19 protein-coding genes are annotated in these 13,778 nt (G+C 45.4%); 3 read left to right on the top strand and 16 right to left on the bottom strand.

Annotated features, from left to right (window positions below):
• Window positions 1-18 precede the first annotated feature (18 nt).
• Window positions 19-1,356: an FAD-dependent oxidoreductase gene (locus tag CZ360_RS10380; protein WP_077534136.1), complete on the top strand. Its 1,338-nt coding sequence runs from the start codon at window positions 19-21 to the stop codon at window positions 1,354-1,356.
• Between the two features lie 357 nt (window positions 1,357-1,713).
• Here the strand turns inward: CZ360_RS10380 and CZ360_RS10375 are convergent, their stop codons facing one another.
• The 8 genes from CZ360_RS10375 to CZ360_RS10340 all read right to left on the bottom strand — a co-directional run bounded on the left by CZ360_RS10375 (window position 1,714) and on the right by CZ360_RS10340 (window position 5,997).
• On the bottom strand, window positions 1,714-1,944 hold the full coding sequence (locus tag CZ360_RS10375; protein WP_077534135.1) for a DUF6514 family protein: 231 nt from the start codon (window positions 1,942-1,944) through the stop codon (window positions 1,714-1,716).
• Between the two features lies 1 nt (window position 1,945).
• Window positions 1,946-2,155: a helix-turn-helix domain-containing protein gene (locus CZ360_RS14385; RefSeq protein ID WP_077534134.1), complete on the bottom strand. Its 210-nt coding sequence runs from the start codon at window positions 2,153-2,155 to the stop codon at window positions 1,946-1,948.
• A 291-nt stretch (window positions 2,156-2,446) separates the two neighbouring features.
• A complete protein-coding gene (locus CZ360_RS10365) occupies window positions 2,447-2,758 on the bottom strand; it encodes a phage scaffolding protein (RefSeq protein WP_077534133.1) in 312 nt (103 codons plus the stop codon).
• Between the two features lie 174 nt (window positions 2,759-2,932).
• Window positions 2,933-3,313 (bottom strand): YjcQ family protein, encoded by a 381-nt coding sequence (locus CZ360_RS10360; RefSeq protein ID WP_077534132.1) that lies wholly within the window; start codon window positions 3,311-3,313, stop codon window positions 2,933-2,935.
• On the bottom strand, window positions 3,303-3,542 hold the full coding sequence (locus tag CZ360_RS14095; protein ID WP_159438236.1) for a hypothetical protein: 240 nt from the start codon (window positions 3,540-3,542) through the stop codon (window positions 3,303-3,305). Before CZ360_RS14095 ends, CZ360_RS10360 begins: the two co-directional genes overlap by 11 nt.
• Before the next feature lie 171 nt (window positions 3,543-3,713).
• The gene (locus CZ360_RS10350; protein ID WP_077534130.1) at window positions 3,714-4,076 is read right to left on the bottom strand and encodes a hypothetical protein; all 363 of its coding nucleotides are present in this window, start codon (window positions 4,074-4,076) and stop codon (window positions 3,714-3,716) included.
• Entirely contained in the window at window positions 4,073-5,545 is a 1,473-nt protein-coding gene (locus tag CZ360_RS10345) for a structural protein (protein WP_077534129.1), read from the bottom strand. Before CZ360_RS10345 ends, CZ360_RS10350 begins: the two co-directional genes overlap by 4 nt.
• A complete protein-coding gene (locus tag CZ360_RS10340; RefSeq protein ID WP_077534128.1) occupies window positions 5,545-5,997 on the bottom strand; it encodes a phage portal protein in 453 nt (150 codons plus the stop codon). Before CZ360_RS10340 ends, CZ360_RS10345 begins: the two co-directional genes overlap by 1 nt.
• Before the next feature lie 223 nt (window positions 5,998-6,220).
• Here CZ360_RS10340 and CZ360_RS10335 point away from each other — a divergent pair, with 223 nt between their 5' ends.
• Together CZ360_RS10335 and CZ360_RS14380 are read left to right on the top strand one after the other, a co-directional pair.
• On the top strand, window positions 6,221-6,478 hold the full coding sequence (locus CZ360_RS10335; protein WP_077534127.1) for a tyrosine-type recombinase/integrase: 258 nt from the start codon (window positions 6,221-6,223) through the stop codon (window positions 6,476-6,478).
• A 3-nt stretch (window positions 6,479-6,481) separates the two neighbouring features.
• Window positions 6,482-6,619, top strand: a complete 138-nt coding sequence (locus CZ360_RS14380) for a phage integrase SAM-like domain-containing protein (RefSeq protein WP_407656989.1) — start codon at window positions 6,482-6,484, stop codon at window positions 6,617-6,619.
• Between the two features lie 212 nt (window positions 6,620-6,831).
• Here the strand turns inward: CZ360_RS14380 and CZ360_RS10330 are convergent, their stop codons facing one another.
• The 8 genes from CZ360_RS10330 to CZ360_RS10295 all read right to left on the bottom strand — a co-directional run bounded on the left by CZ360_RS10330 (window position 6,832) and on the right by CZ360_RS10295 (window position 13,770).
• Window positions 6,832-8,457 (bottom strand): recombinase family protein, encoded by a 1,626-nt coding sequence (locus CZ360_RS10330; protein WP_229408067.1) that lies wholly within the window; start codon window positions 8,455-8,457, stop codon window positions 6,832-6,834.
• Window positions 8,339-9,325 (bottom strand): recombinase family protein, encoded by a 987-nt coding sequence (locus tag CZ360_RS14275; protein ID WP_077534125.1) that lies wholly within the window; start codon window positions 9,323-9,325, stop codon window positions 8,339-8,341. The genes CZ360_RS10330 and CZ360_RS14275 overlap by 119 nt, the downstream gene beginning before the upstream one ends.
• An 18-nt stretch (window positions 9,326-9,343) precedes the next feature.
• The gene (locus CZ360_RS10320; RefSeq protein WP_077534124.1) at window positions 9,344-10,879 is read right to left on the bottom strand and encodes a recombinase family protein; all 1,536 of its coding nucleotides are present in this window, start codon (window positions 10,877-10,879) and stop codon (window positions 9,344-9,346) included.
• Window positions 10,880-10,983: 104 nt separating this feature from the next.
• A complete protein-coding gene (locus CZ360_RS14090; RefSeq protein ID WP_159438235.1) occupies window positions 10,984-11,154 on the bottom strand; it encodes an SHOCT domain-containing protein in 171 nt (56 codons plus the stop codon).
• On the bottom strand, window positions 11,147-11,509 hold the full coding sequence (locus tag CZ360_RS10315) for a type II toxin-antitoxin system PemK/MazF family toxin (protein ID WP_077534123.1): 363 nt from the start codon (window positions 11,507-11,509) through the stop codon (window positions 11,147-11,149). The genes CZ360_RS14090 and CZ360_RS10315 overlap by 8 nt, the downstream gene beginning before the upstream one ends.
• Before the next feature lie 507 nt (window positions 11,510-12,016).
• On the bottom strand, window positions 12,017-12,469 hold the full coding sequence (locus CZ360_RS10305; protein ID WP_077534121.1) for an RNA polymerase sigma factor: 453 nt from the start codon (window positions 12,467-12,469) through the stop codon (window positions 12,017-12,019).
• 292 nt (window positions 12,470-12,761) lie between these two features.
• Window positions 12,762-13,067 carry a hypothetical protein gene (locus tag CZ360_RS10300; protein WP_077534120.1) on the bottom strand — a complete coding sequence of 102 codons (306 nt, stop codon included), beginning with the start codon at window positions 13,065-13,067 and terminating at the stop codon, window positions 12,762-12,764.
• The gene (locus CZ360_RS10295) at window positions 13,060-13,770 is read right to left on the bottom strand and encodes an ImmA/IrrE family metallo-endopeptidase (RefSeq protein ID WP_077534119.1); all 711 of its coding nucleotides are present in this window, start codon (window positions 13,768-13,770) and stop codon (window positions 13,060-13,062) included. Before CZ360_RS10295 ends, CZ360_RS10300 begins: the two co-directional genes overlap by 8 nt.
• Between the last annotated feature and the right edge of the window lie 8 nt (window positions 13,771-13,778).

The following is a 13,778-nucleotide window of genomic DNA, read 5'->3' as shown; positions in this document are numbered from 1 at the left end:
AGGATAGGAGGAAATAATATGTGTGAAATGATCACTGAACCGGAACGCAAGATTCCGGTTTTGATGAAGGCCGATGTTGTGGTAGTTGGAGGAGGCCCCGCGGGAATCGCAGCTTCTGTCGGCTCGGCAAGAACCGGAGCTAAAACGATACTCGTAGAGCAGTACGGATGTCTGGGCGGGCTGATCTCCATCTCCTCTATGGAACCGCCATCCTGGTGGCGGGAGGAGCGTACAACAATGCCGGGCGGTGTTGTCGAGGATCTTGACCAGAAAATGATCGCTATGGGAGCTGTTCAGAAAAGCTTTTTCAAGCCTGCCACCTCCATTGCGTATAATACGGAAATGTTTAAATATGTAGCCGATGAATACATACAGGAAAATGGTGTCACGCCCATCCTGCACTGTATGGGCGTGATGCCCTTAATGGACGGAAACAAAATTGTCGGCGTAGTAACGGAATCAAAATCTGGCAGGAAGGCCATCCTGGCTAAACGGGTAGTAGACTGTACTGGTGACGCGGATATTGCCTATCGCGCCGGGGTATCCTGTGTTATGGCGGAAGAACCAACCGGCGATCTTGGCGTCGGGGAACCTCTTGGAGCCACCCTTGTATACGGTGTTACAGATATCGATGTTGATGCAGTAGAAGCAGAAGCAGATTCTGATCCGTCGCAGCGTCACCCTGTTATGCATCGGAAAATGTATCACGGCATTCAAAAGGCCCGGGAAGCGGGAGAAAAAATGCCCAAATATACCAACAAGTCCTTCATCTATAATTATAAGACGAAAAATGAACTGACCGCACTCAATCACTGCTGGTGTCCGGCTGACGGGACAGACGTCCTCAGCCTAACCAAAGCGGAAATTGAATCAAGAAAAAGCATTGTCGAAATCATTCCGATTCTTCGTAAATACGAAAAGGGATTCGAAAACGCAAAGCTTAGAAATTTTGCCATGACTATCGGTATTCGGGAAACGAGAAGAATCATTGGTGAATACCGGATGCAGTTTAAGGATATCTTTGATGAGAAGCGCTTTGAGGATTCTATCGGAGTTTATCCCGTCTGCATGGATGGAGCAGAAGGGGTTCTGCCTGCCTTTACAGAGGCATATTTCCAGGTTCCGTACCGTATCACTGTTCCATTAGAAATTGAAAATCTGCTGGTAGCAGGCCGCTGCTGTTCTTCTATGCGGCGGGCTACGACTATAACCCGGCAGGTAGATTTCGCTATGGTGACCGGCCAGGCGGCCGGAACTGCGAGCGCACTGTCTGTGCGACAGGATGTCCTCCCACGGAATGTCGATGTCAAAACACTCCAAAAGGAGCTGCGCAGCCAGCGGGTCAGGATTGATTAGCCATTCCCCTAATACTAACAATCTATAATTGTTCTGATAGAACAAAAATTAAATAGGAGGCCAAGAAAATAATTTCTTGGCCTCCTATTATCTTATAAAATCCCAGCCCTCATTAAAACAAACTGGAATAACAAAAAGTATTAGAAAATAAAACGGTGTCTTAAACCCCGATATAATGAGATTTAAAAGCTTTTTCCTGAAGCTGCTGACCAGATTCGAACTGGCGACCTCGTCCCTACCAAGGACAAAAATAACATGTAAAACCCTGTTACAAAAGAAGTTTATAATCAATTGACGACAAATTATCAAAACCCGGCAGAAAGATTAATCCCTGCCGGTATATTAATCGTAATACTTTTATCCAATAAAGTCTTCAATAACATTTATTAGATGAATCGGATCAAGCTGTTCTATATTACAAATTGATATTAGGTTCAATACTATATCAATGTCTGTAGAAACGTCAGAAACCTCCTTTATCTTTTTCCAATGCCCATTGTCTTTTGCATAAACCTCTATGCAAAATGTGCCATAATTTCCAACTTCTTCTAAGTATTGCAGTTCATGTCTGTGCTGATAAAGATACATTCTAAAATACGTCCTCCCTGTAATCTTCTACCTGAATATGAAAAATCAAAACGAGCCTGATAAAATTTTCTGTTGTCGGTTTCACTTCTCCTTTCTCTATCTTTTGATATCCCCGCAGCGACATGTTCATTCTCTCCGAGACCTGCTGCTGTGTTAGGCCCAATTGTTTACGTGCTTGATAAATATCTTTTGAAAAATGGTGCCGAAACATTACATAATCCCTCCTTAATTGGAAGAATATTACATTTTTGATCAGGCTTCCACGAACTATAGTTCATATTATGTATTGTGACGAAAAAATTTACATATTGAATAAATTTTAATAGTAAGGCACAAATATCAATAGATAATTTATTGATGAATTGACCAATTTCGACAATATTTTACATATATTCTTTTTAAACTAAAAACCGCTTAAGGATGGATCAAAACATTCCTAAGCGGCCTTACTTCTGTTATCTCTTTTTAATCTAATATCTGGACCCTGTCGATAGGAGTACCGTCAGCATTCCCGGCATAGCCATCCATCGCATCCGGCCTTTGCCAGCGTGCTGGATAAGCTCCAGGCTTGTTTGTCCTTTACCCGCGCCGCCTTTTCATTGGCAAGCTGGGTCTGCAAATCTTTCACGTCGACTTTTGAAAGGTCTGCAACTTTGTTGTTTGCGTTGATCAAATCAGTACGCAATGTGCTGATTTCAACGTCCTTTGCTTTGATCTGGGTCTTTAAATCTGTGATTTCTGTTCCGTTCTGATCCAGGATTTTATCAATCACTTCTTTTTCCAATCCCAAATCGGTTAAAAATTTTCTGTCCATCTGTGTCCTTTCTCAGCTACACGTTTTTAACGAGGTTCCGTTCCTCCGCTGTCCCGTGGATTAACGACGCCGGGCCGGTCATTTTTAAAAATGGGTATAAAAAAAGACACTAGGCTTTCGCTTCGTGTCTTGATTTATTGAATTTGGGCATAAAAATACCGCCTTAATAGGCGGTTAAGTAATTTGTGATAGGATAAATGATTTTAGGATATCCATTCCGAATAACCCAACTTGCTTTGCGAGTTCGGCAATTTTTTTGCGCGAAGGCATACTCTCGTCGATACTTGCCAGTTTCTCTACATACTCTACTCCTTTTCTGGTAAGATAGATGTTTTTTCTATATGAAGAGATAATTTTACGAGCGTCCATTGTTTCCGGAGGCCGCCAATCAAAACCTTGTATATATCCTTCGTTTTGCAGTTTTAACAAAGCCGCATTAAACACAACTACTTTTAAGTCTAACACCTCGGCATGTACAGTTTCCATATCTGGAACATCTTTTTGATATTCAGAATACAAAGCATACAGTACTTGATGTTTTGTGTCAATCGTCATTATTTTCACCCTCTTTTTCCATCTCTTTTTTTAAATCGTCCAATATCCACGACATATCATCGTTCAATACAAACTCAGTTCCCGGCGGATACTCTTTGGCAGGGTCAAAATCGTGAACATATAAAATTTTTTTATGTGTCTCTTCCCTTTTCAAATCGAATCCCCCGATCTCCCGGATACGGCTTACTATGATCTGTTTTTCCAATCCAAATTTCAGGAGGTATCCCATCCAGGAACGCCTCGCATAAATACATTCCGGGAAGAAGATGTTTGCAGCCATTGCAAACGGGACTAAAGATCATGTCATGATACGGGTCTCCGTCAAACTCGGTTCCAGATTGAAATGCGTTTTTCAAATATTTGTTTTCCATGTTAATCCTCCGACCCCAAAAGGCAGGCTTTAAAACTCTGAAAGCATCTCATCAAAATAATGTTCCACTGTCTGCGATGCGCCGCCTTTTAGATCTTCCCGCTCTTTTTGTAATAAGCAGATCAATCTGGTTCTAACATTTCCACATGCGTTTAAATTCCAGCATACTTCCTCTTCCAATGTCCTTTCATGAAAAGGCTTATCATATATGCAAATATATTTTTTCCCACTTCTATTCCGCTGCTGCATTTTTTTCTTCCACGCTTCAAATGCTTGAACTGCAGCTTTGGGCGCGTCTTTTCGTATTTTGGCAGTGTCATATTGATACAGCTTTTCTGTTCCTGGCTCCGCATAATAAATCCATTGTGAGATGTTTTTTACAAAGTCACTCATCTTACCTTATACTCCCATCCATACTCTTCTGCAAGCTTTTCAGTCGCCATATGAGCGTTTCTTCCATTTGTCCTATAGTAACGCTGCCATTGCAATTTTGCATGTTCCAGGTCAAAGCCTTCTAAACGTGTTTCCTCTCCTATTCTCAGAGTATACACCGTACCGTCATGCCCTCCGGCAACTATCATTTCCAGATCATCGATCAGATTTAATGACTCAATATCTTCTATACTGAAAGAATCGCTCGCACTGTGGTTGTGTGTCAAAATTAGTTTTCCATTTGTATCGGGCAAATAAATATCATCTCCCCCATAATCTCCTGTCCTAACTACGGATAGTCTTTTTCCTGTTTTCGAATCGAGAAATACAATCGTTTCGGTTGCCTTTCCGTTATTTTCTTTGATAACCGCACTAGTATACTGATATAGCTTTTTGTCAACTTTTCGGCTGGCAGTCAAGCCTCTAAATTTATTTTGATAGTCCTTGCTGGTTAAATATTTCAGATCTGCAGAAAAATCTTTTTTAAAATTATTTCCAGATGCTTTTACCGATATTTTACCACTTTCCAGCCACCTGTCAATCCCCGGATTCTCTTTCCCGTTCGCCCAGTCAGCCAGTTCATCCGCTATCTGTTCATAGCTTTTCGGGATCACCGCAATTACCGTACACATCCCGTTCGGGTGGTCTAAGGGAAGCTCGTCCTTTTCAAACAGCCGTCCGTTCCTCTGCCGGCACAGCTCGCAGCTCCGCCCGCTGTTGGAGGACAGCCATTTGTACTTTTCAATAAAGGGATTCTCCCTCGTGCTTCGCTGAAACGACATCTGATAGGCATGGGTCACGCCGGTTCGCGCCAGCCTCTGGGCGTTGTAGTCTACCGTCTTATGTATCCCCGGATAAACCCTTGACCAGTCGAACGGTTTCGCTGCCTTTGGATTCAGGTAAATCTCTAAATCCTTCGCCAGGTCATACGCCGGTTTCTTTGCAACGATCCCCTGGTTAATGACGTACTGGATATCCCTGTTAAACTTTCCCTGATAGTTCCAGATTCGTTCCGACAGGCCGGTAAAGTCCCTGTAGACCCCGCCGCTTAAAAGCTCGTTGACAACACTGTCGGGGATTTTGGAAAACACATCGGCAAACCGTTCCGACAGCTCCGGGACAAGCCCGCTCCAGAACGCCGATTCCGCGCCTGTAACAGCGTTTGCTGTCTCCAGCATGGTATTTTGTACCAAGTCTCGAATCACCCTGTAAACTCCCCTGCTTTCGCGCCTGAGTTCCTTTGCATAGTCCTTGAGCCAGCGATAGGTCAGCGTTTGATCCGAATGACGGGACAGCCGGGAGGAAAGGTCGGCCGCGATCTCTCCATAAAGCTTTCTGATTTCCTTCTGCTGCTCCTTTGTAATCCTGATCCGCTTTTTCTGCGCTTCCCGCACCAGGTCGCGGTACTGCTTTACATGTCCGTAAGGCATTAGATATCACCCTCAAAGCTATCCTCCAGCATTTCGCGTTCCTTTGCCATCTGGGAAAGCTCCTCGTCGGCTTCATCGGCTGTCATGCCCTGCCGCGCTGTTCCTCCCCACTTCATCAGGTAGGACTTTCTGGAACGCGTCTGGTTTGTTACCTCCTGCATGTCCAGGGTGCGTTCTTCGTCCTCATCCTCCGGCAATGGGTACTGGTTATCAATCATGACGATATGCTCGGCGGCAGCGAACTCTCCGTATTCTTTTTTCAGTTCCGGGAACACCTCAGCCGCGTAAAGGATCAACTCGCTCAGCCAGTTGAGCGCCGGCTTCCAGGCGGTCATCTTTTCCTCACACCGGCAGATCAAAGGCCAGTAAACCGCTTTCATTGCCTTCCCGGAGGTAACGATGGATTTCATCGATTCCAGGTTTATGTCCGGAACGCTTAACGCGTCATACATTACTTGCAGAGCAGTATTATCAATCTATGTCAGTTGAAAGTGCTGAGACTATATAAATAGAAAATCCCGGTGATTTCTCACCGGGTATAACTTTCTAAAAGGGTGATACTATGCCAATTCAAAAATCGGGCGGAAAAAAGGATGGAAAACAACGTTACCGCGTGCGCCTCAACTATACTGACAGTGATGGCAAAGCACACAAATAGAACGTGTCGCCTATGGATTGGCTGAGGCAAATGATCTTGAGACCAAATTAAAATCCGAGATAAAAGATCAGTCTCCCGCTAAAAAAATCACAGTTCAAAAACTGTTTGACGAATCTATCAAGATGAAATTCCATGAGGTGCGGGAAAGCGCACTGGACAAAGTAGAGCAAATTTTGCGCCGGGATGTTTTGCCCGCCTTCAAAGACACACGCCTGAATCGGCTTAGCGTTTCAGTATTGCAAAGTTGGAAAAATGATATTGCCGCCCGGGATTGATCGATAATTACAAAAAAGAATAGCTTTACGACTTTTCGTGCCATGCTAAACTATGCCGTCAAAATGGAGTATATTCCCAAAAATTCACCAAGGGATCAATATACAAGAGATTGCCTGACGTTTAGGACACTCAAAAATTGAAATCACCTGAAATACCTACAGTCATTTATGTCCCAGAGAAGAAGAACGCGCAATTAGTATTCTAGATAAAATTAAATAAAATTGGGGGATAAAAGAAAAGAACCGCCTATTTAAGGCGATTCTTTAACATTTGTCTAAGCCACATGAAAAAGATATTTTTGGCATTTCGGAGGTGGGATTTGAACTCTTGATCTTGAACCCCCTGTCCAATTTCATTGCTCCACCTCCACTTCCATTTCGAGCCCGTCTATAAAAATCACTTTGATGCGCTGTTTGGTTTGTACCACTACGCACCGCAGTATTTTTCGTATCATCCTGTCATCATACTCCATCGGATGATTTTTCATTCCTTCGAGTATGGTGTATAGGTTGGCCAGCCTTGACTCTGTATCGGCTCGTTTTTGCTCGGCAGCAGCATACTCGGCAAGTCGGTTTTCAAGTATTCTCTTTTCGCTCATGAGTTCTCCGATGCGAGGATCAGTGAGCAGGCTCTGCTGATTTTCGGCGGTTACGCTGTTTAGGATGTCCTTGAATTTCTTGTCGATTTGTGCGATTCGGATTTGGATATCCATGCTTTCGTCCTCACCGGCTTCACCGCCGAGCCCCATCTGTATATGCATCTTGAGGGTTTGCAGTACATGAGGATTCGTCTGTGCCACTTTCATGACCGCCTGCATAATGGCGTCTTGAAGTGGCTTTTCGTCCATTGTCGGGGATTGGTGGCAGTATTTCTTTCCGAAGTCGAGACGGCTGATACATCGCCATACGATTCGCTTTTTTCCGTTTACCGTCCATGTGCATCGGCGGTATGGCGTTCCGCATTCCCCACAGACAAGCAGTTCGGTGAGAGCATATTTGCCGCAGTATTTGCCTTGCTCCGTAGTTGAGCCGATCTGTTTGACCTTTCTTTTTGAAGCGCGTCTTGCGAGTTCCTCTTGGGCAAGTGCAAAGGTTTCATCATCGATGATTGCCGGATGATTATTTTCTACATAGTATCGTGTACGCTCTCCGGCATTGACGATGACCTTTTTGCTGATACAATCTTTGATGTATGTTTTTCCGAGAAGTGCATCTCCCTTGTATTTCTCATTGGATAGGATGGATTGCACCACGCCGGGCTGCCATACTGTTTTGCCCATCGGTGTGGGGACGCCTGTTTCCGTCAGGTTACTGGCAATCTGCTGCAGGCTTTTGCCTGCGAGAAATTCGTTGTAAATCAGCCGTACCGTTTGGGCTTGTTCGGGATCAATTTCCGGCTTGCCGTCCGCGCCTTTGCGGTATCCGAGAAAGGATTTGTAGGCAATGAACACATTGCCTTCTTTGGCGCTTTGTGCCTTGCCCCATGCCACATTGTGGCTGATGTTCTCTGATTCGCTTTGAGCTATCGAACCATATATCGCGATATAAAACTCAGAGGACGGTTCGATGCTGTGTAGGTTTTGTTCCTCGAAATATACATCCACATTGATATCCCGCAGTTTTCTGGTTATCAAAATGCATTCGAGTGTGTTTCGTGCGAATCGGCTGATGGATTTGACAATGATCATATCTACCTTGCCGCGTTTGCATTGCCGAATCAGCTTTTTGAATTCGTCACGCTTTTTCATGCTGGTGCCGGTGATCCCCTTGTCGGCATAAATGCCTACGAGCTTCCATCCGGCTTCCCGGTTGATGCGGTCGGTGTAGTGATTCACCTGATTTTCGTAGCTGTTGAGCTGTTCATCCTGCTTGGTTGACACGCGGCAGTAGGCCGCCACTCGCTTGGTGATATACTGTGTGCTGTATACGTTGATCGGCTGTATTGTCGGCGGGATTGCGCGGACTCTCTTTTGAGGCATTACTGCAGTCTGTTCCATTTGCGATCTCCTTTCCGATCTTGCGATCGTTTTTTAATGTGATGCTGACGTTTCCGTCACCGTTCAAGAGGATAGCGGTAACGGTGCGTTCTGTAAACTCTTGGCTGTATTGAGAAAGCGGCCCCGATTTCTCAAAGGTCACTTTCAGCATTTCTGTCACGCTCTCGGTGGTATCCATCTCAGAATACCGGAGCGAGGCACATTCAAATATTTTGTTTTTCAGTGTTTCCTTTTCAATTTCAGAGCTGTCCAGTAGTTGCCCGATTTCGTTTTCCAATCGTCGGAGACAGGAGGACGGTTCCTTTTGTTTGATCGGCACATCGATCAGTCTTGTATCAGCGATTGCCTTGTTCAGACATTCGGTGACAGCGGTCAGCAGTTCTTCATCGCCGATCTTTATGGTGGCTCCGCAACCCTGACAAATCCACTTTTCACCGAAGGAGGTTCGACTGTCATGCATACGGCGCATAAGCTGGCCGCATTGCTCACAGCAGACAGGGATATTTAAGCTATAGATGTCGGCGCTTCGATCAATGTCTTTCTGCGTGTTTCGCTCGGCTTTTATCTTCTGTGCTTTGCTGAAGGTGTCTGTATCTATAATCGGCGGATAGGTTTCATCACCGAGGTATCGGACGTCTTCCACAATCCGTTTCAGCCGCGCCTTGTTCCAGCCGGTGACGCCGGGCATATATTCGGCACCGCAGCCATTCAGCTTTTTGGCGATTTGCAGAAGCGAGCCGCCCTGCAGATAGTCTTCAAATATGTTGCTGACAATTCGGCTTTCCGCAGGATGCCGGATGATTTTACCGTTTTCAAATTGATATCCGAAAGAGATGTTCCGTTTTTTCATGCAGTGCGCTCCTTTCCGTTAGATTTTTTCTGTAAGGACAAGCCCTCCCGCGAGCCGGAAGCTCAGCTTCTGTCCGCTGATGACCGTGATGCTTTCTACGATCTGCCCGAACAGTCCCTCGTCAAAAGCGCCTGTCGGCTTGTATTCGCTCATGGTTTCATTGAGGACTTTCAGCGATTCAATAATCTCGTCATCCTCATCCTCAGCCATAATACGGTGGCGTTCCGAGCGCAGTTCGGTAACCTTGCGGTCAAGCTCGCTTGATTGCTCTGCGTACTCGGCGTTGTTGAGGATACCGTTCTTATGCAGTTGGGTAATTACAAGAATTTGTGCATTGATATCTGCGATTTGGCGGTTTAACATATATACTTTTTCACCGTAGGTACAAGTACGGTTTTGTAGTTTTTCGAGCTGCCGGATAAAGCTGCCAAGCAGTTCATCACAATTGTCAGCGAGCTTGCTGCTCATGCGGCTGAAGGCCGCCATGACCGTGACTTCGCGGACTCTGTCGCAGGCGCATTGCGTTCTGCCGGAGGATTTGTAGGAGCATATCCAATAGGCTGTGCCGTTCACGATCTGCCTGCGGTAATTGTGTCCGCAGACGGGACATTTCAGCATCTTGCTGAGTGGATACCGATTCGGCTGTGATGGGCAGCGCACCGTTTTGCTCCTTTGCAGTTCTTTGGCTGCCATGTAGGTTTCCCGGCTGACAATAGCCGGATTGCTGTTCTCCACATAGTATTGAGTTACTTCGCCTTTGTTCCGTTTTTTCTTGAAAGGGATACATTCGGTGGTGTAGCTCTTTTGCAGCAGCGCGTCACCCATATATCGCTCGTTGTTGAGGATATAGTCGATGGTGAAGAGGTGCCATGTTTTTTGCCCGTACCGCTTTGGCACCCCTTCTTCATTTAACAGATTGGCAATGCTTTGCTTGCCGTAACCTTGCAGATAGAGATGAAAAATCCGGCGAACCACTTCTGCTTCCGTTTCGTTGATACGAAGCTCGCCGTCTGTAAGTTTAAACCCATAGGCGGCTCGGCAGCAGTTGAATTCGCCGGTTTCCATTCTCTTTTTGTAGCTCCACCGCATATTATCGGATATGGTTTCCGATTCCTTTTGTGCGGCGATGCCGGGTAATGTCAGCATCATTTCAAGGTCGATTGTTTCGGTGTCAATGCCTTGTTCCTCGAAGTAGATGCTGATCCCCATTGTGCGGAGCATTCTTGTGACGGTCAGTAATTCTGTGTAGTTGCGGGCAAACCTTGCAATGGTCTTGGTGATGATGCGGTCGATTTTTCCTTTTTTGCAGTCACGGATCAGCCGGTTGAAATCATCGCGCTTTTCCATGCAAGTGCCGGTGATTCCTTCATCAGCATAAACATCTACTAAAGTATAGCCAGGATGGTTTCTTGTATAGTCGGTGTAGTATCTGACCTGTGCTGCGAAGGAATGGAGCTGATCCTCAGAATTGCTTGACACCCTTGCATAGGGGGCAAGGCGTATCATTCGGTTGGTTTGTTTTTGTGAGGTCAGTTCGGTGATTGTCTTTGTCATGCGTTTCTCCTTCCTGCGGGTATTCCGCTTGTATTACCGCTTTTCCTGCGGCAACACGAAAGATACCACAAGAGTTCGCATACATCCAGCGAATATGGCGAAAATTAAGAGATAAGACATATCTTTTTCTGTGGATCGTAATGCTCCGCTGTGTAGCAGAGGATACGGTTATATTCTTCCTCGGTAATCAGCTGCATGGACAGCAGAAGGCGAAGCATATTGATGCTGTAACAGAGAGAGGCTTTCTGAACAGCGGCGTTTTCTTTTTCAGTCATGGTCTGTACCTCCGAATCCAAGGCTAACCGCCATTGCGGTTTCGACACGTCCCATATCTTCTTTGGAAATCTGTCCGAGATAATCGGACAATCGTGTTTTGTCAATCGTGCGAATCTGTTCCAAAAGCAGAGTAGATTCACTCTCTAAAAACTCACAGTCAATGGTTACATGGGTAGGTTGTGCTTTTTTCTTCTGTATCGAAGTAAGCGGTACAACAATCGTTGTGGAGCTGAACCTGTTCCCGATGTCATTTTGCAGAATAAGGACAGGGCGCATACCGCCTTGCTCGCTCCCGATGACGGGAGACAAATCGGCGTAGTAGATTTCGCCGCGTTTTACATTTATATTCTTCATTCCTGTGTACCTCCAAGTAGTTTAAGTAAAAGCACAAGGGCAAAGGAAACCGAAAAGGGCATACCTTTCCCTTGTACTGTAAATCGTTTTGCGTTTGCGTGACCATATTTGTCCTCAACATCCGTGGTCAACGGCACTCATGCAAACAACCGATAGCTACTCGGTTCCCCAGGAATCTCACCTCCGCGTGGTTCTCACCCGGCCGCCCTCTTTGGTTGCGACGGATCACGGCTCTTTCTTGCCGCTTCTACGCTCGACTTTTGACTGGACGGGGTGTTGGCTTTCCGATGCCTGTCATGGCGATTTGTGCGGTGCTGCCGCACTATCTGTTTTTCAAAGAGAAACAGATCGCTTGTCCCTTTTGGGAACAGCAGACGGAAAGTATTTGCTGACGGACTTATTCTTTTGTCAATGAGCAGACCGTCTTCCTGAAAGAAAAGAAGGCGGTGAGAAATAATTTCTTTTTTCTCACTTGTATAGGGGAAGAAGTCTGCACTTTGAGCCAAATTATTTTTTGAAATCGGATAATTTCCTTAATTTCCGAAGGATTACCATCTTTCGGTTATTGATTGTCTTCTGCGGAATACCGGTTTCTTTGGCATATTCTCGCTCTGTCAGTCCGTCATAAAACAGCGCTTTTATCAATGCCTTATCCGCATCCGGCAAAGCAGAAACAGCGCGCTGTAACGCCTCGATTTCCGTTTCTTTGAGGACTGTATTGTCTGGGATATTTTCCGTATCGATAAACTCTCTGAAATTCTCATAGGCTCCGTCCTCGCCGCCGATGAGACCACTCATCTGAATTTCATGTTCAAAAAAGCTGGCGTCATTGTCTTCGATATTCCAGCCGGTTCTGCGGTAGGCGTGATAAACCTCCCGTGTAACCTCAACTTCTTCATTTCTGCGGGTTACGGTGTTGTAAACCGTAAGGGTGAATTTTTTATTTTCAATTGTGGCCATTTGCCTTTCCTCCGTAATTTGAGATTTTGATCCACCCATCAAAATCTCAAATTACGGGTACTTGGCGGTCTGGCACTGCCATCTGCCGTATAACATAAAAAGTCCTTTCCGCAGCGGTTAAGCCGGGAAAGGACTTCTTGTCATCGTACAAAGCGCGTGTGCGAGAAAATAAAAAAGCACCGTAAAAGCGGAATCATCAACAGGCATGGTTATCCTGTCAGATTCCGGCTTTGTACGGTGCAAGGGCAGTCACGATCCATCGGATCGGCTCCGCATACGCGATTAAAAGTCGTTATTCTTTATTCAGTTTTTCAAGGTAGTCTTTTCCGTAGTATTTGAGCTTCAGTTTCCAGATGCCTTTCTGTCTTCGGAAATAGGCGTAGTTCATAATATATTGAGATTTGCATTTCGGGCATTTAGAAAGGAAATGTCCTTTTGCATCGGAAAACACTTTGTCAATTACAAAATTGCATCGCGGACATCTGATCTCACGCAGTGTTAAATCAGCCGCTTCTTCTTCGCATAAATCAAGTTTCTTCTGTGTTTCAGGCGGGGGCGGAGGACGATCGTATCGTTGTTTGCTCTGACAGTTATTCATTTCTATCACCGCCTTTTATCTTATCAAAGTATTCTGCCATATCCCGTTCTTCCAGAAGACCGTATTTTCTCAACTGAATCAGCATAGTTGTAAAAGATACGCCAAGCTCATCCGCCATCGCCTGCATACTTGGTTTTATCTCAGGCAGGAAAACACAATCGCCGTATACGGGAATCTTGTTTTTTCGGAAATACCTGCGAACAGATACAGCAAGAAGCTCTTTCGGCATAAGGATGATAGCTGCCATTGTATTCGCCTGACATTCACCAAGATTCATTCTTTCGTGCAGTTCATTCAGGTCATATCGTCTTTCTGTATCATAGACACGGTTAAAACAGGGAGCTGTATGAGTCGGATCAGCTCTGTTGATCAGAATATGGCTGATTTCATGCGCTAATGTAAATCGTCGTCGGCTGCTTTCGCATGGGTACTGGAGAAAGCTGTCAAGGACGATGGTCTCTTTCGGAAATATGATTCTCTGTTTTTGCCCGTTGCGAAAAACAGTCAATGCACTCTTTCCGTCCGAAGTGAAGCCGATCTTGTCCTGATCGCTTTCAGCAAATTTTTCATAACGGACAGTCAGCCCAAGATATGACGCAACGGAATCAATATCTATCCGTTTCGGAGGAGGCTTTCCGCAGGCCACATGAACCAGTCCTTCCGCTATTTGTTCAATTTCTCTGTTGGATACATATACCTGCATCTTAACCC

It is taken from the genome of Massiliimalia massiliensis (assembly GCF_900155615.1).
Lineage (GTDB): Bacteria > Bacillota > Clostridia > Oscillospirales > Ruminococcaceae > Massiliimalia > Massiliimalia massiliensis.
This window is presented reverse-complemented; position numbering and strand designations above follow the sequence as displayed.